This is a genomic window from uncultured Lacinutrix sp. (genome assembly GCF_947500605.1).
Lineage (GTDB): Bacteria > Bacteroidota > Bacteroidia > Flavobacteriales > Flavobacteriaceae > Lacinutrix.
Genome location: NZ_CANMSJ010000011.1, coordinates 16,031 through 33,160, shown reverse-complemented (window position 1 = coordinate 33,160; position 17,130 = coordinate 16,031). Strand labels below are relative to the sequence as shown.

General features: G+C 33.2%; 11 protein-coding genes, 1 tRNA gene and 1 riboswitch. Of the genes, 1 reads left to right on the top strand and 11 read right to left on the bottom strand.

What is annotated here, in order from left to right; translation table 11 throughout:
• Positions 1 to 26 precede the first annotated feature (26 nt).
• From metF to Q0935_RS13875, 9 genes are all read right to left on the bottom strand, one after another.
• Positions 27 to 983, bottom strand: a complete 957-nt coding sequence (metF, locus tag Q0935_RS13915; protein WP_299387394.1) for a methylenetetrahydrofolate reductase [NAD(P)H] — start codon at positions 981 to 983, stop codon at positions 27 to 29.
• Between the two features lie 251 nt (positions 984 to 1,234).
• Positions 1,235 to 3,907, bottom strand: coding sequence for a methionine synthase (gene metH, locus Q0935_RS13910; RefSeq protein WP_299387390.1), 2,673 nt, complete (start codon positions 3,905 to 3,907; stop codon positions 1,235 to 1,237).
• Positions 3,907 to 4,188 (bottom strand): antibiotic biosynthesis monooxygenase, encoded by a 282-nt coding sequence (locus Q0935_RS13905; protein ID WP_299387385.1) that lies wholly within the window; start codon positions 4,186 to 4,188, stop codon positions 3,907 to 3,909. Before Q0935_RS13905 ends, metH begins: the two co-directional genes overlap by 1 nt.
• A 2-nt stretch (positions 4,189 to 4,190) precedes the next feature.
• Entirely contained in the window at positions 4,191 to 5,183 is a 993-nt protein-coding gene (locus Q0935_RS13900; protein ID WP_299387381.1) for a homocysteine S-methyltransferase family protein, read from the bottom strand.
• A gap of 190 nt (positions 5,184 to 5,373) precedes the next feature.
• Positions 5,374 to 5,664: a rhodanese-like domain-containing protein gene (locus tag Q0935_RS13895; protein ID WP_218701453.1), complete on the bottom strand. Its 291-nt coding sequence runs from the start codon at positions 5,662 to 5,664 to the stop codon at positions 5,374 to 5,376.
• A gap of 17 nt (positions 5,665 to 5,681) precedes the next feature.
• Positions 5,682 to 6,851, bottom strand: coding sequence for an aminotransferase class I/II-fold pyridoxal phosphate-dependent enzyme (locus tag Q0935_RS13890; protein WP_299387374.1), 1,170 nt, complete (start codon positions 6,849 to 6,851; stop codon positions 5,682 to 5,684).
• Positions 6,852 to 6,910: 59 nt separating this feature from the next.
• Complete coding sequence (gene thrA, locus Q0935_RS13885) at positions 6,911 to 10,306, bottom strand: bifunctional aspartate kinase/homoserine dehydrogenase I (protein ID WP_299387370.1); 3,396 nt, start codon at positions 10,304 to 10,306, stop codon at positions 6,911 to 6,913.
• A complete protein-coding gene (locus Q0935_RS13880) occupies positions 10,306 to 10,758 on the bottom strand; it encodes an OsmC family protein (protein ID WP_299387367.1) in 453 nt (150 codons plus the stop codon). Before Q0935_RS13880 ends, thrA begins: the two co-directional genes overlap by 1 nt.
• 30 nt (positions 10,759 to 10,788) lie before the next feature.
• Positions 10,789 to 12,081, bottom strand: coding sequence for an O-acetylhomoserine aminocarboxypropyltransferase/cysteine synthase family protein (locus Q0935_RS13875; protein WP_299387362.1), 1,293 nt, complete (start codon positions 12,079 to 12,081; stop codon positions 10,789 to 10,791).
• Between the two features lie 119 nt (positions 12,082 to 12,200).
• Positions 12,201 to 12,322, bottom strand: a riboswitch (SAM riboswitch).
• Between the two features lie 434 nt (positions 12,323 to 12,756).
• On the opposite strand from Q0935_RS13875, the gene metK reads away from it, so the two are divergent.
• Positions 12,757 to 14,013, top strand: coding sequence for a methionine adenosyltransferase (metK, locus tag Q0935_RS13870; RefSeq protein ID WP_299387358.1), 1,257 nt, complete (start codon positions 12,757 to 12,759; stop codon positions 14,011 to 14,013).
• 163 nt (positions 14,014 to 14,176) lie between these two features.
• On the opposite strand, the gene Q0935_RS13865 is transcribed toward metK, so the two are convergent.
• Positions 14,177 to 14,258: transfer RNA gene (locus Q0935_RS13865), tRNA-Tyr, on the bottom strand.
• 103 nt (positions 14,259 to 14,361) lie between these two features.
• Entirely contained in the window at positions 14,362 to 17,073 is a 2,712-nt protein-coding gene (locus Q0935_RS13860) for a carboxypeptidase regulatory-like domain-containing protein (RefSeq protein WP_299387353.1), read from the bottom strand.
• Between the last annotated feature and the right edge of the window lie 57 nt (positions 17,074 to 17,130).

Genomic DNA, 17,130 nt, shown 5'->3' with positions numbered 1-17,130 from the left:
GAAACAAATGTAATTCTTTTTTATTATTAAAAAACAGCTTGAGCTATAGCTTTTATATTATCGCTTTTTCCCATAGAATAATAATGCAAAAATGGAATTCCTGCTTTCTCTAATTCTTTAGATTGTTGCACACACCACTCGATACCAACTTGGCGAACTTGCTTATTATCTTTACATTTTATAACCTCCTTAATTAACGCTTCGGGCAAATCTACATGAAAACGATGCGGAATTATATTAAGTTGTTTTCTAGTCGATATCGGTTTTAAACCTGGGATTATTGGCACTGTAATTCCTTCTTTTCTGCATTTATCTACAAACTGAAAATACTTATTATTATCAAAAAACATTTGCGTTACAATATACTCTGCTCCATTATTAATTTTCTTTTTTAGAAAATGAATATCGCTATCTAGACTTGGCGCTTCCATATGTTTTTCGGGATAAGCACCAACACCAATGCAAAAATTAGTTGCCGAACAGTTTTGCAGCTCATCATCTAAATACACCGCATTATTAAGTTCCGAAATTTGAGATACCAATTCACTCGCATAATGATGCCCTTCTTTTTCTGGTGTAAAATAAGTTTCAGTTTTTACAGCATCTCCTCTTAAAGCCACAACATTATCGATACCCAAAAAATCTAAATCGATTAAAAAATTCTCGGTATCCTCCTTACTAAAACCACCGCACAAAATATGAGGTATAGCATCTACACTATATTTATTTTGAAGCGCAGCACAAATACCAACCGTACCTGGACGTTTTTTAACTACTTGCTTTTTCAACAATCCGTCGCCTAAATCTTTGTAAACATATTCCTCTCGATGATAAGTTACATCTATAAAAGGCGGTTTAAATTCCATTAACGGATCTATATTATCGAAAATTGACTGTATGTTTTGTCCTTTTAAAGGCGGTAAAATTTCAAAAGAAAACTGTGTATTTCCGTTTGCATTTTTTATGTGATCTGTTACTTTCATAATACGTTCTGCAAAAGCAGATATCTCATTAAATTATTATTTATTTCTATTTTGTCGTTACCTAAAGGTCGGGCTTTCGGCAGTCGCTCTCTGCGAGGAGCTTCAACAAATGCCTACAACTGCGAAGCAATCACGAGTTCTTATTTATACAATAAGAATGAACGAGTAATCCCTAACGCACTAATCAGCCATTTTTCAGCTTTATAAAACGGAAATACTCATCTAAAGAGATTCCTGTCTTCGCTAGGAATTTAATCTGTTAAATTAGGATGCAACCATTTTCTTGCTTTCTCTAATGTGATGTTTTTTCTTAATGCAAAATCTTTAACCTGATCGTCTGTAATCTTACCTAAACCAAAATATTTTGCTTCTTCATTTGCAAAATAATATCCAGAAACCGCAGCTCCAGGCCACATGGCTAAACTTTCGGTAAGTGTTACACCTATTTGTTCTTCAACTTTTAATAAGTCCCAAATGGTTTCTTTTTCTAAATGGTCTGGACATGCTGGATATCCAGGTGCTGGACGAATACCTTTATAACTTTCTTTAATTAAATCTTCGTTTGTTAAGTCTTCATTTGCGCCATAAGCCCAATGTTTTATTCTTACTTGTTTGTGTAAATATTCGGCTAAGCCTTCAGCAAACCTATCAGCAATAGCTTGTACCATAATAGCATTATAGTCATCTTCCTTATCCTTATATTTTTTAGCCAACTCATCAGCACCAAAAATAGCCGTACAAAAAGCCCCCATATAATCGGTCCTTCCTGTGGCTTTAGGCGCAATAAAATCTGACAATGCAAAACTTGGTTTTCCTGCTCGTTTTTTTAATTGCTGACGCAACGTTCTAAAAACAGCTATTTCTTCTCCTTTTTTCTGAATAGAGATATCATCGTCATTTATAGTATTCGCTTCAAACAAACCAAAAATGGCTTTCGGTTTTAATAATTGCTTGTTTATAATTTCTTTTAAAATAATCTGCGCATCTTCAAATAAAATAGTGGCCTGTTCACCAACTACTTCATCGGTTAAAATATTTGGATACTTGCCGTGTAAATCCCAGCTTCTAAAAAACGGACTCCAATCTATAAATGGTAAAATTTCTTTTAAACTAACCTGTGTTAAGGTTTGCACACCTAATTCTTTGGGTTTTATAATATTGCTAGCTTCCCAATCAATTTTAAACCTCTCTTCCCTTGCTTTTTCAATACTGATGTATGACTTCTCTTTACCTCGTTTTAAAAACTTGGTTCTAAACTCGTCATAATCCTTTTTAAGTTTAGCAACGTACAGATTACTCGTTTTCGGATTTAATAAATCACTAACCACAGTTACAGCTCTGGAGGCATCATTAACGTGTACAACTGCATTTTTATATTGTGTATCAATCTTTACTGCAGTATGTGCTTTAGACGTTGTTGCACCACCAATTAATAACGGAACAACAAAATTTTGACGTTCCATTTCTTTAGCTAAATACACCATTTCGTCTAAGGATGGCGTTATTAAACCGCTTAATCCAATAACATCTACATTTTCTTCTATAGCAGCTGCTATAATTTTTTCGGGAGATACCATGACACCTAAGTCTACAATCTCATAATTATTACAACCCAAAACAACACTCACTATATTTTTACCAATATCGTGCACATCTCCTTTTACGGTTGCCATTAACACTTTACCTAAAGCTTTTTGTTTTTCGCCTTTTTCGGCTTCAATAAATGGATTTAAATAGGATACTGCTTTTTTCATGACACGAGCAGATTTAACTACTTGTGGCAAGAACATTTTTCCTGCTCCAAATAAATCTCCAACCACATTCATTCCAACCATTAAGTTACCTTCAATAACTTCAATAGGTTTATCGGCTTGTTGTCTTGCTATTTCTACATCTTCAATAATAAAAGCATCAATACCTTTAACCAATGCATGCGTAATTCTATCTTGTAAAGGGTTTTCTCTCCAAGATAAATCGGCCACTTTCTCTTTTTTAGATCCTTTCACTGAATCTGCAAAATCAAGTAAACGTTCCGTAGCATCTTCACGTCTATCTAAAATAACATCTTCTACACGCTCTAATAAATCTTTTGGAATATCATCGTAAATCTCTAACAAGGCTGGATTTACAATCCCCATGTTCATACCTGCTTGAATAGCGTAGTATAAAAAAACAGAGTGCATAGCTTCTCGCACACCATCATTTCCTCTAAAAGAAAAAGAGACATTACTTACACCACCACTAACACTTGCATTGGTTAAGTTTTGTCTTACCCAACGTGTTGCTTCGATAAAATCGATTGCATTTCTGCGGTGTTCATCCATTCCTGTAGCTACAGGAAATATATTTAAATCGAAAATAATGTCTTCCGATGGGAAACCCACTTTGTTAACTAACACATCGTAAGACCGTTGTGCTATTTCTATTCTTCTGTCGTAATTATCTGCTTGACCAACTTCATCAAAAGCCATGACAATAACAGCTGCGCCATAACGCTTAATTTGTTTGGCTTCCCAAATAAATTTTTCTTCTCCTTCTTTTAACGAAATCGAATTAACAACACATTTACCTTGCACCACTTGTAATCCAGCCTCAATGATTTCCCATTTAGAACTATCTATCATAATTGGCACACGACAAATATCTGGCTCAGCAGCAATTAAATTTAAAAAACGAACCATGGATTTTACACCATCAATTAAACCATCGTCCATATTAATGTCGATAATTTGCGCGCCTCCATCTACCTGATGTCTTGCAACATCTAAAGCCTCGTCAAATTCTTCGTTTTTAATTAAACGTAAAAACTTACGAGAACCTGCTACATTTGTGCGCTCTCCAATATTAATAAAATTGCTGTTTTCGTTTAAAACCAAAGGCTCTAAACCAGACAATTTCATGTATTTCGTTTGTTTAACTTTCATTATTTATAATGTTCTACTGTTGGAAAAGGCTCATAAAAGTGATGTAATAATGCTTTCCATTGTTTGTATTCTTCCGACTGCCTAAATCCGATTTCATGATCTTCAATCGTTTTCCAGTTCACTAATAATATGTACTTATCGTCTTCTTCAACACACTTTTTTAATTGATGCGAGATATAACCTTTCATTGAAGAAATAATATCTTGAGCGCCCTCAAATGCTTGTTCAAACTCTTGAGATAATCCTTCTTTAATATTTAAAATAGCGACTTCTAAAATCATGATTAAGAATGTTGTCTTGGTTGATATTTTTCAGCTATAGCTGCAATCACTTTAATGTGATCAGGACTTGTACCACAACAACCTCCAATAATATTTATTAAATCCTTTTTTAAATATTCTTCTATTTGTTCTCCCATTTCTTCGGGAGTTTCATCATACTCACCAAAAGCATTTGGCAAGCCTGCATTTGGATGTGCAGAAATAGCAAAATCGGTTTTACTAGCAATCGCTTCTAAATGCGGTTGTAATAAATTAGCACCTAAAGCACAATTAAAACCAACAGACAACAATGGAATATGTGATACCGAAATTAAAAAAGCCTCTGCTGTTTGACCTGATAACGTACGCCCTGAAGCATCTGTAATCGTACCACTTAACATAATAGGAATATCAATATTTCTTTCGTCTTTAACTTCTTCAATAGCAAACAAAGCTGCTTTAGCATTTAAAGTATCGAAAACTGTTTCTACTAAAAGTAAATCTGCTCCACCATCTATTAATGCTTCTACTTGTTGTTTGTAAGCAACACGTAAATCGTTAAAAGTAACCGCTCTATAACCAGGATCGTTTACATCTGGAGACATGCTAGCCGTACGATTTGTAGGTCCAATTGAACCTGCCACAAAGCGTGGTTTATGCGGTTCTTTTGCCGTAAACTCATCCGCCACTTCTTTAGCTATTTTAGCAGATTGGTAATTTAGCTCGTACACCAAATCTTCCATTTGGTAATCTGCCATAGCAATAGTAGTCCCCGAAAATGTATTGGTTTCTATAATATCTGCACCAGCTTCAAAATATTTACCATGAATGATTTTTATAGCTTCTGGCTGTGTAATAGATAACAAATCGTTATTTCCTTGTAATGGAGACGCATAATCTTTAAAACGTTCTCCTCTAAAATCCTCTTCCGAAAATTTATAAGCTTGTAACATGGTACCCATTGCACCATCTAATACTAAAATTCGTTTTTGTAATTCTTCTTTAATATTTGCCATCCTTAATACTACATTTCAACTACACCTAAGAAAACCTTAAGTATTATTATTTGTTCTCAATACTATTTTACTCCTTCGTCATAAAATCACACGAACTGACGTTAATTATTTACTCTTGTCTTTTACTTCAATTTTATAATGGATTCCTGCCTGCGCAGGAATGACAAATCGATGTAAACCTTTTATTATTTTAGAGGTAAGACTCTACATTCTCCCAAGGCCCTCCGTTAATAACATCTATGCCGCTTGCTTCTAAAAGTTCTTTTGCTCTTTCGCTTCTAGCACCACTTCTACAACATGTTATTATTGGTTTTTCAAGTGCTTTTAATTGGTCTATTTCATATTCCAACTCATCTAAAACAATATGTAGTGAATTCTCTACATGCCCTTCATTATACTCGCCTTCTGTTCTTACATCTAATATTACAGCACCTTTATCTAGATACTCTTGAATGTTTTTAAATTCTGGATGATTACTCATAATCTGTGTTTTATATTTTATAGCGCTAACGCTTGATTTAAATCTTTTATAATATCTTCTGAATGCTCCAATCCTACCGAAACACGTACTAAACCACCAGTAATTCCTGTTAGTAGTCTTTCCTCTTCAGTTAACTTTGCATGCGTTGTTGATGCTGGATGCGTGACAATACTTTTAGTATCACCAAGATTTGCAGACAAGGACAATAATTTTATGTTATTTAAAAATTGTCGTCCTGCTTCAATACCTCCTTTAACTTCAAAAGCAACAATATTACCACCTGCTTTCATTTGTTTTTTAGCCAACTCATGCTGTGGATGTGATTTTAAAAAAGGATATTTCACGACATTTACTTTATCATGACCTTCTAAAAAGGTCGCTACTTTTAGAGCGTTTTCACAATGTCTATCCAATCTTACCGCTAGAGTCTCTAAACTTTTAGACAATACCCAAGCATTAAAAGGTGATAATGCTGGACCTGTATTTCTTGAAAACAAGTAGACTTTTTTAATTAAATCAGCACGACCAACAGTAACACCTCCAAGCACACGACCTTGCCCATCTATTAATTTTGTTGCCGAATGGATTACCAAATCCGCGCCAAATTGTATCGGTTGCTGCAAATAAGGAGTCGCAAAACAATTATCTATAATTAAAATAAGATTATGTTTTTTCGCAAAGCGTCCCAAAGCTTCTAAATCCAAAATATCTACCGCAGGATTTGTTGGACTTTCTGCATAAATTACTTTTGTGCTTGGCAGAATTAGACTTTCTATTTTATCAATAGCATCGATTTTAAAATAACTTGTAGAAATATTCCACTTTGGTAAAATATTTTTAAACATGGTTTGCGTAGAACCAAACACACTATTACATGAAATAATATGATCTCCAGCATTTAATAAAGCCGCTAATGTTGAAAATATAGCAGACATACCCGAAGCAAAAGAATAACCACTTTCAGCACCTTCCATTTTACAGATTTTATCTATAAACTCTGATGTATTCGGGTTTGAATAACGACTATAAATATTACGGTCTTTCTCGTCTGCAAAAGAGGCTCGCATATCTTCGGCATCTTCAAAAACATAACTTGATGTTAAATACAACGGACTAGAATGTTCTAAATATTGTGAACGTTCTATTTGTGTTCTTATGGCTTGGGTTTCGAAATTATTAGAATCCATTAATTTGTTTTTAAAATCAGTTATTAAAGCACTTCGACTACGCTCAGCGTGACATTTATTTAATTATTCTTTTCTGTTAGTCTTAATATATCTCCAAAAACACCTCTTGCTGTTACTGATGCTCCTGCTCCTGCGCCTTGAATAACAATGGGTTTTTCGCCGTAACTTTCTGTATAAATTTCAAAAATAGAATCGGCACCTTGTAACGCTCCTAAAGGTGATTGACTAGGTACAGACTCTAGTTTCACATCTAATTGAGCACCGTTTTCTTGTGATAAATCACCGTGTAAATCACCAATATATCTTAATACATGACCTTCTTTTTGTGCTTCTTTTTTCGTCTGAAAAACAGCATTCATCTCATCTAAAGATTCTAAAAAATTAGCCGTTTCAATTTCTCTAAGTGGTTTTGGAATTAGGTTTTCGATAGTAACATCGCTAAGCTCATTATGTAAATCTAGTTCTCTCGCCAAGATTAATAGTTTTCTTGCAACATCGTTCCCACTTAAATCCTCTCTTGGATTTGGTTCTGTAAAACCTTTATCTAAAGCTTGTTGTAATACTGTTGCAAACGAGGTGTCTTCCGAAGAAAACGTATTAAACAAATAACTTAGCGATCCAGAAAACACGCCACGAATACGCACAATATTTTCGCCAGAAAGATGTAATAATTTAATTGTATCAATTAATGGTAAACCCGCACCTACATTAGTTTCGTATAAATAACTTTTTTGGTGTTTTTCTAAAGTATTACGCAATTGGTTATAAAACTCTAAATCGATAGTATTTGCTATTTTATTAGACGATACTAAATCGAAACCTTGCTCCACCAACTTAATATAATTGGATACAAAGTCTAAACTTGACGTGTTATCTATAGCTATTAAATTCTCTAAATGATTCTTTTTTGCAAATTGAAAAACATCTTCAATCTTATAGCTTTCACCATTTGCTTCTAGTGTGTTTTTCCAATTTTTATCGATGCCGTTTTTACTGAAAAGCGCTTTTCTAGAATTGGCAATCGCAAAAATATTAAGCTTAATGCCTTTTCTTTTTTCAATATCTTCAGCTGAAGCAATAATTTGATTAATCAATGCGCTACCGACTAAACCATGACCAAAAATGGCTAGATTTATCTTTTTAGAAATTCCGAAGATCTCTCCATGAATAACATTCAAGGCTTTATGAAGTTCCTTTTTTCTAACTACAATACTCACATTTTCGCCAGTAATGGTATTATTAAAAAGGATAGGGATAATTTGATTTTTTATTAAAGCATTAAACGGTTTATGAAACGTGCTTAACTCTTGACCAATAATTGAAATGACAGACACATCGTCTATAACACTAATTTTATTAATGTCTTGCGAGTAAAAATCGTTTTCAAACTCTTGTTCTAAAACAATAACGGCTCTATTTGCATGTTCAGCTTCAATAACCAAACCAATACCACGCTCTGAAGAGCCTTGAGAAATAATACTAACACTTATATTCTCTTTACTTAAAGCAGTAAAAATCCTAGCATCTACACCTACTTTACCTAATAAACCACGACCTTCGATATTTACTAAAGCCACATTATCTAAAACAGATAACGAACGGATACCTTTATCTTTATTTTGAGCCGTTATTATTGTGCCTTTATCTTCCGGATTGAATGTGTTTAAAATACGAAGCGGAATATTTTTCTCTATTAAAGGAATAATAGTTTTTGCGTGTAAAATAGTCGTTCCGAAATTAGCCAACTCATTAGCTTCCGTAAAAGATAATCGCTCTATTTTTCTAGCATCTTCTACTAAATCCGGATTCGCCGTATAAATACCATTAACATGTGTGTAATTCTGTAACTCTTCAGCATCTAAATAATTAGCTAACAATGCTGCCGTATAATTACTTCCATTACGACCTAACGTTGTGGTTTTACCGTCTCTATTAGACGCAATAAAACCAGTAACAATATTAACTGTAGTGCCATTATTTTGTTTAAAATAAGCAACTACATTCTTCTTAGACAACGCATCAACTGGTTTTGCATTACCAAAGGTGTCATCTGTTTTTATTAACGTTCTAGCGTCTGCTACTTTTGCATTAATATTTTTTTCTAGTAATAATGCCGTAATTAATTTAGCTGAAATTAATTCGCCTTGTGCTAAAACTTCATCTTTAATTTTCTGACTATAATCACCTAATAATTGTACACCTGCAAACAGACTATCTAGTCTTGAAAATTCGGTTTCAAAATCTACTGAAACCGTTCCTTTTTGATCCTTTTTAAAGGCCTCCAATTCTACAGCATAAGATTGGTCTTTTACTGCTTTCTCAAGAATAGCCTCCAATTGGTCTGTTGCTTTTCCTCTTGCAGAAACAACAACAGCTATATTTTCTTCGGCTTTAACTTTATTTTCTATGATAGAAATAACACGATTTAAACCTTCGCCATTGGCTAGAGATTTGCCTCCAAATTTTAATATCTTCATTTTCTTTTCTTTTAACTTGGGCTTAAAAATGCCTTTAATTATATTTTCGAGTTGCTCGAACTCTATTAAAAATGCATCGTGACCATGAATTGAATTAATCTCATTATAAGTCACATTTGGATGTGTTAACGCTAATTGTTTTTGCGTTTCTCGGTTTTCTTCAGCAGTAAAAAACAAATCAGAATCTACCGCAACAATTGTAATTTTAGATTGAATACCATCTAACACCTTGTTATTTGATTCTCTTCCTTTAGTCACATCAATGCTACGTAGTAATTGATTCATTAATTTATAAGCCGATAACTGAAAACGTTCCTGTAATTTATTACCATGATGAAGCAACCAACTTTCGACATTAAATAAATCTAATGTTTCGTTTTTAGAACGTTGAAACCTTGATTTAAAAGACTCTGGAGTACGATAGCACAACATAGCATGCATGCGAGCGTCATGCACTGGATTTTTAGAATTAACTAAAAACTGTTCTTGAATTTGACAATTTGCCATTAACCAGTCGGTAGCTTTCCAATCGGTAGCCACAGGAATAAAATGTGTTGCCAAATTGGGTTTTAAAACCGCCATTTCCCATGCAATACCACCACCAAGAGATCCTCCAATTACGGCATACACAGAATCGATACTTAGTTTTTCTAACCCAATAAGAAACAGCTTTGCGATATCTCTTGCTATAAAATCTTTGTAGTTTTCAATTAAAAAACCATCGTATCCATTTCCAGGAATATTAAATGCTAAAACAGTATACGCTTTAGTGTCTATTACTTTTCCATCTCCAACCAAATCTGACCACCAACCATCTGTACCTGTAACATTGCTATTACCTGTTAATGCATGATTTATCAATACAATTGGAGCGGTATGTAATGCTTTACCAAAAAGCTGATAAGACAACTTTATTGTCGTTGCCTTATCGCTTTGGGTAACATAATCGATACTATCTATGTATTGTAAATCTTTCATTACTTAAGATTATATTCTTTTTGTACTGAGATTTTTACTGGTGTATTATTAGATAAATTATCTCTAACGGGACATCGTGCTTCAACAATTTCTAACCACTTAACTAATGTTTCAATACTTGCAGTCGTTTCTGGCACTAGTTTTAATTCGATATTTTTAAAACCTGCTCGTTCATTATTTGATATCCCTAGAAACTTATCTGGATTAATGTCTCCTGAGACTTCTATATTTAATTTATCTATTTTAAAACCAAGCTCTTTTGCCACTAAATGACCAACAACGTTAACACAGCCAGCAAAGCCTGCAAGAATATATTCTACTGGGTTAGCACCTTCGTCTGTACCATTTAAAGCTTCGGGTTCATCTATTACTAATTTAAACTGCCTTGATTTTCCAACAAATTGTGTCGCAGATGTACTTACTCCTGCAACTGAAAATTTTAAATCACTCATCTTTTTTTGAATTTGAATTAAGATAACGTCTTAAGCTAAAACTGTTTTTTTAACGACTACAAAAGCTTCTTTTAAATCGGCTTTTAAATCTTCTATATTTTCAATTCCTACAGACAGTCTAATTAAGTCTTTAGTCACTCCCGTTAATTGTTGCGCTTCATCACTTAATTGTTGATGCGTTGTACTTGCCGGATGAATAATCAAAGATTTTGTATCACCAATATTGGCTAATAGCGAGAATAGCTTTGTGGTATCTGCTATTTTTTTAGCCGATTCAAAACCGCCATCAACACCAAAAGTAACCACACCACTTTGCCCTTTTGATAAGTACTTTTTAGCTAAACTATTATATTTACTAGTCTGTAATCCTGGATAATTTACCCAAGTTACTTCTGGTTGTTCTTGTAACCATTTTGCTAGTTCTAACGCATTTTGAGAGTGCTTTAAAATTCTTAATTCCAATGTTTCCAATCCTTGAATGATTTGAAAAGCGTTAAACGGACTTAATGCGCCACCATAATCTCTTAAACCTTCTATTCTAACTTTAGCAATAAATGCAGCCGCACCAATAGCTTCGCTATAAACTAAACCATGGTAACCAGCAGATGGTTCTGTAAACTCAGGGAATTTCCCATTAGTCCAATCAAATGTTCCTGCATCTATAATGATACCACCAAGCGATGTTCCATTACCATTAATATATTTGGTTAAAGAATGAATTACAATGTTTGCTCCATGCTCAATTGGATTTAACAAATAAGGCGTTGCCACTGTATTATCTACAATTAATGGCACTTTTACAGCTTTTGCTTCTTTAGAAATAGCCTCTAAATCTAACACGTCCAATTTTGGATTCCCTAAAGACTCTACAAAAATTGCTCTTGTATTTTCTTGTGCTGCTTTGCCAAAATTTTCTGGATCTGAAGGGTCTACAAATGTTGTAGTAATACCATGTCTTGGTAGTGTTACGCTTAATAAATTATACGTTCCGCCATACAAACTACTGGATGCCACAATATGATCGCCTGCTTTTAACAAGGTTAATAATGTTGTAGAAATTGCAGCTGTACCAGATGCTGTAGCAACTGCCGCAATACCGCCTTCTAGTGCTGCGATACGCTGTTCTAAAATATCGTTTGTTGGATTGTTTAAACGCGTGTAAATAAAGCCTGGAACAGAGAGATTAAATCGTCCTGCTGCGTCATCTGAATCATCAAAAACATAAGATGATGTTTGATAAATAGGAACCGCTCTAGTTCCTCCTGTTTTACTTGTGTCGTGTCCTGCGTGCAACGCTTGTGTTGCAAATTTTTGTGTACTCATTTTTCTAAGTTTTTCGAGTTAAATAAATTAATTCAAAAGTCAAATAAGCCTCATTATGAGACATACATATTAGAAAAATGTTAAAAAGAAATACTAATTACAGATGGGTAATTAGATTTTAGTTATCTATCCAATATTCGATAAATGAATCGAAAATTAAGTAGAATTTAGCACCTTCTTAGTAAATCTAAGGGTTGCTAAGGCTTCAGCGAGTCTATCTCTCCACCTTTCTTGATAACATTTCAGTAAGTGTTTGAACTTTGTGAGCACAAATATTGTGAAAAAAAATCTAATTAAACAAGTTAAAAAGAATATTTTTCTTAATAATTGATTTTAAAACAATAAAACGGAAAATAATTCTTTAAAATTAATTTTAAACAAAAAATATTTCACCAAAAACAAGCTATTACTATTTTATAAAACTAATATTATTTTAAAATAAATATTGTCTTATAATTATTCCGTTTTCTAAGCTAAAGATTTAATCCTTAAAGATAAAGTTTTCATAAAATTGTAAAAAGGAATTTCTATCCATATATTTTTTTATACTTTTGTCGAAATTAATTACGAGGACGGATTTGACTGATTGCAACCTCTATAAAAAATGCTAAAGGCAGTGTAAACTTCCTTCGACGCTTTCGTCAAATCCTGTATATATAAAATTTAAAAAAAGTTATGGCGTATTTATTTACATCAGAAAGTGTATCTGAAGGACATCCAGATAAAGTTGCAGATCAAATTAGTGATGCATTAATAGACAATTTTTTAGCATTCGATAGCGAATCTAAGGTCGCTTGCGAAACGCTTGTTACTACAGGACAAGTAGTACTTGCAGGAGAAGTAAAATCTAATACTTATTTAGATGTGCAAAAAATTGCAAGAGACACCATAAACAAGATTGGTTATACTAAGAGCGAATATATGTTCGATGGTAATTCTTGTGGCGTTTTTAGTGCTATTCACGAACAGAGTGACGATATTAATCGTGGCGTTGATCGTGCAACAAAAGAAGAGCAAGGTGCAGGAGACCAAGGAATGATGTTTGGTTATGCAACTAGCGAGACAGAAAACTACATGCCTTTGGCTTTAGATTTATCTCACAAAATATTAATTGAATTGGCTGAGTTACGTCGTGAGAATAAAGACATTACTTACATAAGACCAGATTCTAAAAGTCAAGTAACTATAGAATACAGCGATGATAACACACCGCAACGTATAGAAGCTATAGTAGTTTCTACACAACATGATGATTTTGATAGCAATGACGATGTTATGCTAGCAAAAATTAGAAAAGATATTGTTGATATATTAATACCAAGAGTTATAGCAAAATTACCAGAAGCTATCCAAGCGTTATTTAATGATGATATTAAATATCACATTAACCCAACAGGAAAGTTTGTAATTGGCGGACCACATGGAGACACAGGATTAACTGGACGTAAAATTATTGTAGATACTTATGGTGGAAAAGGTGCTCACGGTGGAGGTGCTTTTTCTGGAAAAGATCCAAGTAAAGTTGATAGAAGTGCTGCTTATGCAACAAGACATATTGCAAAAAACTTAGTTGCTGCAGGTGTTGCTGAAGAAATTTTAGTACAAGTTTCTTACGCTATTGGAGTTGTTGAACCTATGGGGATATTTGTAGACACTTATGGTACTTGCCCATTTAACATGACAGATGGTGAGATTGCTGAGAAAATTTCAAAAGTATTCGATATGAGACCAGCTGCTATAGAATCGCGTTTAAAACTGCGTAATCCAATATACAGTGAAACTGCTGCTTATGGACATATGGGAAGAGTAAACGAAACGGTTACTAAAACATTCTCTAGACCAAACGGTGATGACATAACTTTAGATGTTGAATTGTTTACTTGGGAAAAGCTAGATTACGTTGACAAAGTAAAAGCTGAATTTGATATTTAAACCTCAGCTGCATAAATATAAAAAGCCTTCTCGAACGAGAAGGCTTTTTTATTTACCTTAATTAAAGCCCATTGTGCCTTACTAATGCTTTACCTGTAAGAATAATGTTAATTATATAAAACAAAAAAGTCTGTACTTAAGTACAGACTTTTTTTATTTTGTGTGGGGAGAGCAGGATTCGAACCTGCGAAGACGTAGTCAGCAGATTTACAGTCTGCCCTCGTTGGCCGCTTGAGTATCTCCCCAAAACCGATAGCAAATATATTATAGTTTTACTACTTAACAAACTTTTTTTACAAAAAAAAGCGAGTTAAAAATTAACTCGCTTTATCTTAACACGTTAACTATTTATAAACTATAAATAATTCTAAAAGTTAAAAACCTAGGTTGTATAAAGTATTCTGTTGCACTTACAGAAAAAGAACCTGTGCTAGTATTATTTTGAGATTTAGTATCCAGCAAGTTTGTTGCTTTAACCTCGTATTCAAACTTACTGTCTTCATCTTTTCTATAAGATAAAGAAGCATTCCAAAAATCGTAAGTATTAAGAGATACATCTTCATTTCTAAAATCGTTGTACGTATAATCTGTTTTAAAAGTAAAACTCTTAAGCAGCAAAGCATCGAAACTTACAGAAGGAGAATGTGTATAGAATTTTGATCTTGTTGATCCTTGATCATTATCGTTGATTGTGTAGCCATAACTAAAATCGAAATTAGGAGCATCTCTAAAATTAGAACTTAAACCAGCTCTATAGGTTTGAGTATAACTCTCGTTAGTAGACACATTATCATTAATTAACTGGTTAAACTTAGAATAGTTAAAATTACCATTTATAGAAGCTTTTAACTTCCCAAAAGAACGCTGAAACCTACCAAATGCAGAAACACTTTCGTCTGCAAAGTCTGAATTTATAGATGACCCTACGTTTACAACACTTCCTGGCTGAAAAGAAGAAGCTCCTCTAATACCATCTATGTTTTTAGTATAAGATATTCTTCCAAAAACATTAGTATAATTAAACATATTAAAGCTAAAGTAATTTAAGCTCAAGTTATGCGCAGTTGCACTTTCCAACTCTGGATTTCCAGAATATAATGAGTTATAATTGTTTAATACCAAACCACGTGCTAAATTAGTAACATCTGTAAATGTGGTTTGCATACGGTAGTTTAACTGGATGTTTTCACTCTTTTTAAGTTGAATTATCATATTAAAATCTGGCAATAATCTAAAAAAGTTATCTTTTACCTCTGTACCATATTGATCATTATTAGATCCATAAGCATGTGCAGAAACACCTGGTGTAAAAGTAAAAATCCCAGTTTTAAAACGATAATGAGCTCCTAAATAAACATCACTAAAGTTATACTCTGTATCGTTAGTATCTAATCCATTATTAATAGTTGCTGTTGTATTAAACTGAGAACCATCATTTAAAAACTGAAAAATATCGGTATTAAAGTTTTGCTTACTTAAAATGGTTCCTAACGTAAAGTTGATATTACTTTTAGGCGTTAACACATTCCAGTAGTCCAGCTTTGCATCCAATTGATTAGATTTTACTCTTTTATCTTGACCAATATTATAGTTGAATTGATCTTCGTCTAAACCAAGAGCAGCTGCTGTATTACCATAATTTGTTTTATCTTCTAATATTGCATTGTAGAAAGGATCTTCGTCTGAAATTTCATGTAAAGCTTCAAAAGCAAAAATATTCTTCTCATCTAAAGTGTAATAGTACTTTAGACTTTGATTTAAACTAAAAGGCTTAGAGTTTTCAACCTGTCCAATATCACCAATAACCGATGAAAAGAAACTCTGGTTTTGTTCTTCTTTTGTTACTTTAGCTAGCACATCATAATCTAATTGATTATTACCATTAGGCTTATATTTAGCTTTAAATTTTAATAAACCAGCATCACTACTTTGTCTTGTGTTACTTGCTGTAGTTTCATCTGGAATACCTAAAGCTTCATCTGTATACTCTACACTTTGGTTTTCTTGTAACTCAATTCTACTACTCGTAAAAATAGCAAAACCACCAATATCTAAAGCTTCGTTTGGAGATACATTAAAGTTTACTGCTCCAAATTTTGTATTTATATCTTTAGCCTTATCATTTTGAAGATTAGAGAAGTTTAATCCACCATCTCCAATATTTATACTTGTCCCACTTTGCTGACTTGGAGCACTAAAACCTCCACTAAAATTTCTAAAATCTCTACGTGAGAATGCTAATTCTCCAATATTATTTAAATCTCCAATAAAGTTGATACTTTTATTAGGACTATAATAAAATAATTTAGGTTGCGCTAAGTATAATCCTTCATCATCAGAATTTCCACTACCAGCTGTTACCGTACCAAACCAGAAGTTTTGCTTACCATCCTTAAGCTTAATGTTAATCGCTACGTTATCTTGGTTATTTTGTACACCACTTAACTGTCCAACGTTAGAAAAATTCTTTAAAACCTGTACTTTATCGATAGCATCGGCAGGAATATTTTTAGTTGCTAGTTTAGAATCTCCATCAAAGAAATCTTTACCTTCAACCATTAATTTATTTACAACCTTACCCTCTACTTCAATTTGCCCATCTGCATTAATCTCTACTCCTGGAAGCTTTTTCAATACATCTTCTAGCTTTCGCTCTGTTCCGTTTTTAAAAGAATCGGCATTATAAACAATAGTATCTCCTTTAATAGTAACTGGCATTTCGTAAACCAGCTCTACTTCTTCAAGCGTATTATCTACTACTAAACTAAAATCTTTAGTTATAGCTTCCTCAGTAGTGGTAATTTCCATTTCTTTGGTAGTAAAACCAATATAACTTACCTGTATTTTGTAAGTGGTGTTTTTACCTAAATTAAGCTTATACTTCCCAGCATCGTTAGTTACAGCGTAAGACTCTAATACTTTAGACTCTTTATTTATAGCTATAACATTTGCAAATTCCAAAAGCTCTCCTTCGGTATCTTTTACTATACCTTCAAATTTAACTTGGGCAATAGTTGTGCTTGTTACTATTAAAAGTAACAGTGTAAAAAAGTGTTTCATCTATTTTTATATGGTTTTTTTAATCGCTAAATCTCTACTGTTATTACTATAATTTTA